This window comes from Desulfurellaceae bacterium (genome assembly GCA_021296095.1).
GTDB lineage: Bacteria > Desulfobacterota > Binatia > Bin18 > Bin18 > JAAXHF01.
The window spans coordinates 1-2822 of sequence record JAGWBB010000046.1 but is presented as its reverse complement, the minus strand read 5'-3'; the positions used below and the strand labels follow the sequence as shown (position 1 = coordinate 2822).

The following is a 2822-nucleotide window of genomic DNA, read 5'->3' as shown; positions in this document are numbered from 1 at the left end:
GCGGTAAACGGAAAACGGTATTCGACATCGCTCGTCCCGGCCCCTTCTCTGGCATAGTGGGCGAGTTCGTCCGGGTCGTGCTCGCGTAGAGTCAGGTTCTCACCAGCCAGACCGATCGACTGCCACCAGCGAAACCGTGTGTCGCGCCAGTACTGGTACCATTCCTGAGCCTGGTCGGGGTGAATGAAGAACTCCAGCTCCATCTGCTCAAACTCGCGGGAGCGGAAGGTAAAGTTGCGCGGCGTGACCTCGTTGCGAAACGCCTTGCCTATCTGGGCGATGCCAAACGGCACCTTCACCCGGTTGCTGTCGAGCACATTCCAGAACTGGGTAAAGATGCCCTGGGCGGTCTCCGGCCGCAGATAGGCGACCGCAGACGGGTCTTCGACCGCACCGGTGGTGGTTTTGAACATCAGGTTAAACGGTTTTGGCTCGGAGATTTCTCCGCCACAAAACGGGCACGGGGGCTTGTCGTCATCACTCCTGACCGGCTTCGTGGTGGCAAGGTGCATAACCACTGTGTCAAGCGGGAAGCCCTTGAGCGTCACAGGAGCGGAGCCTTCCGTCAGACTCAGGATAGCTTCCTCTGGAGCACGCACTAGTGCTAGTCCCGGCGCCAGCTTGCCCGATTTCCTGGCCCAGTGCTGCAAACTGGCGGAGGTGACGTTGCCCTCGCCATCGGCATACAGCTTGACGAGCGAGGCATACCAGTCACTCTCGTGGATCATCTCCCAGATGTGGTCATACCGCAGGAGTTTTTTGCAGTGCCGGCAGGTACTCATCAGATCGGCAAAACCGCCCAGATGCCCCGAGGCTTCCCAGACCTTGGGATTCATGATGATGGTCGCATCAACCGGCACAATCTCGATCGGCCTGCCGTCCGGGCCGGCAGCCGGGCAGCGGACCACGTCCTGCCACCAGGCTTCTTTGAGGTTGCGTTTCAGTTCGGCACCGAGCGGGCCGTAGTCCCAGAATCCGTTGATGCCGCCGTACAGCTCGGACGACTGAAAAATGAAGCCCCGGCGTCTGCACAAAGCAACGATAGCGTCCATGGATTTGGCGGTGGGGGTGGTCGATTCACTCATGGCAAAAACTCATCCTTCTAGCGTGGAAGATCGGAAAAAGACGACAGGCAAAGGCCCTGGGTGAGACAAGAGAGGCAAGACTGTGACAGGCTGCTAGCGCTCAGGCCTCGTGTCGCGCAACCGGAACAGCCGATTAATCACAAAGACGCGCGAATCGCTATAGTACATCCCGCGCAGTTTGAGCGGCCGTGTGCCGGGTTTTTCGGCCAGCAGTTCTTCCAGCAGATAATCCGGGCCCCGGACGTACATGCTCGGTGTACGGAGGCGCAGATCGGAAAGAAAGCGCTCGCGTAGAAACCGCTGGCCCGAACTGTGGACATCGTGGAGGGCGAACAGGATGTGTTGTTTTTTTACCTCCAGGGTCAGCACGTCATTTCCGGGCCAACTCTGGACCATACCGGTGAACTCGATCAGCACGGTTCCCCGGGTCGTCACCTGAGCGGCGAGCGAGGAAACGAGGCCCAGCACCAGGGCCAGACACAACAGCGGGCAGAGCAGCTTCTTGACGGGCCGGGCCAGCATCGGTCGTTGGCATCCCATGCGTTGATGTCCAATTGGAGGACGCCGGTCCGACTAGGTCAGCACCGCGTCGGCGCGCAAGGCTGCGACCTCGTCGGCCGAATAGCCCAAGAGGTCCTGGAGCACCGCGTCGGTGTCCTGGCCCAGACACGGTGCCGACCGGCGGACCTGACACGGCGTGTCAGAGAACACCCAGGGCACGCCGGCGTGGCGGCGTGGGCCAACCTCGGGGTGAGGATGCTCGACAAAAAAGCCGCGCTCTTGCAGGTGTTGATCCTGGGCCAAGTCCTGGTTGGTGAGGGCTGGAAAAGCCGCCACGCCTGTGGCTTGCAGGGTGCGGGTGACCTCGTCATCCGTCCGGGCTTGAGTCCAGGCGCCGATCAGCGCTTCAAGCGCATCCTCATTCTTTTTACGGTCGGCCAGGCTGGCAAAGCGCGTATCGGTCACCAGCTCCGGCTGGCCCATGCCCTGGCACAGGCGCTGCCATTCGTCCTCGCTTGCCACGACAATGCTCACCCAGCGGTCTTGGCCCTGACACTGGAACAGCCCGTGGGGCGCCATATGGGCGTCCCGATTGCCGACCCGGGGTGGCGGCGCGCCGTGCATCTGCTGGGCCATCAGTCCCTCGCCCAACAGGGTCACCGAGGTTATACTGGCCCTCGCCCGTCCGGGTCCGGTGCATGAGCGCGGCCAGGACGGCGAAGGCGCCGTGCAGACCGCCGTTGGGGTCCCCGTACGAAAAGCCTACATGCATGGGCGGGAAGCCAGGAAAACCCGTTACCGACGACAAGCCACTCATCGGCACCTGAGCTGGGCCGTAGGACACATACGCACTCTCCGGCCCGGTTGCTCCATAGCCCGACATGGAGATCATAATGATGTCGGGCTTGATCTGCTTCAGGACTTCGTAGCCGAGCCCCATCTTGTTCATCACCCCGCCGGCAAAGTTCTCGGCCACGATATCACTGGCCGCAACCAGCTTTTTGGCGATGTCGAGGCCCTCGGGCTTCTTCAGATTCAGACACACCGAGGCCTTGCCCTGATTGTACTGGTTGTAATACCCGCTGCGGTTGGGTCCGGGCTCGCCGTCGGCAAAGGGCGGGATACGCCGGGTCACACACACCCGGTTCTCGGTCTCGATGCGAATCACCTCAGCGCCCAGATGGGCCAGCTGTAGGGTCGCAAACGGACCGGCCCAGACCCAGGTGAAGTCGGCCA

At 61.8% G+C, this 2822-nt stretch carries 3 protein-coding genes; all 3 read right to left on the bottom strand.

The window, feature by feature from the left end; genetic code table 11:
- A partial coding sequence (locus J4F42_12410) for a glycine--tRNA ligase (GenBank protein MCE2486311.1) occupies positions 1-1085 on the bottom strand: 1085 nt, incomplete at its 3' end.
- Between the two features lie 93 nt (positions 1086-1178).
- Positions 1179-1625, bottom strand: a complete 447-nt coding sequence (locus J4F42_12405; GenBank protein MCE2486310.1) for a hypothetical protein — start codon at positions 1623-1625, stop codon at positions 1179-1181.
- 388 nt (positions 1626-2013) lie between these two features.
- The coding region (locus J4F42_12400; GenBank protein ID MCE2486309.1) for a CoA transferase at positions 2014-2822 on the bottom strand (809 nt) is incomplete at its 5' end.